We start from the raw sequence: 289 nt of genomic DNA, 5'->3' as shown, positions 1-289 counted from the left end.
TCTCGGTTCCTGTATATCCTCCAGCAACTGCAACTTCATAAGCTGATTTCCCAGCAGCCCCCGTTGCTCCAACAGCGCCAGTTTCTCCCTTTAGGGAAGATAACCACACTGCCTCGGTTCCTGTATATCCTCCAGCAACTGCAATTTCATAAGCTGATTTCCCAGCGGCTCCCGTTGCTCCAACAGCGCCAGCAGCTCCGGTTTCTCCCTTTAGGGAAGATAACCACACTGCCTCGGTTCCTGTATATCCTCCAGCAACTGCAACTTCATAAGCTGATTTCCCAGCAGC

1 pseudogene is annotated in these 289 nt (G+C 51.9%); it reads right to left on the bottom strand.

Features of this window, described 5'->3' with window-relative positions:
• Positions 1-289: pseudogene (locus AC6CH4_RS26030) on the bottom strand (hypothetical protein); the annotation flags it as partial.

It is taken from the genome of Flavobacterium sp. GQ95 (assembly GCF_059758655.1).
The sequence above is the reverse complement of the archived record's forward strand: the minus strand, read 5'-3'. Positions and strand labels throughout refer to the sequence as shown.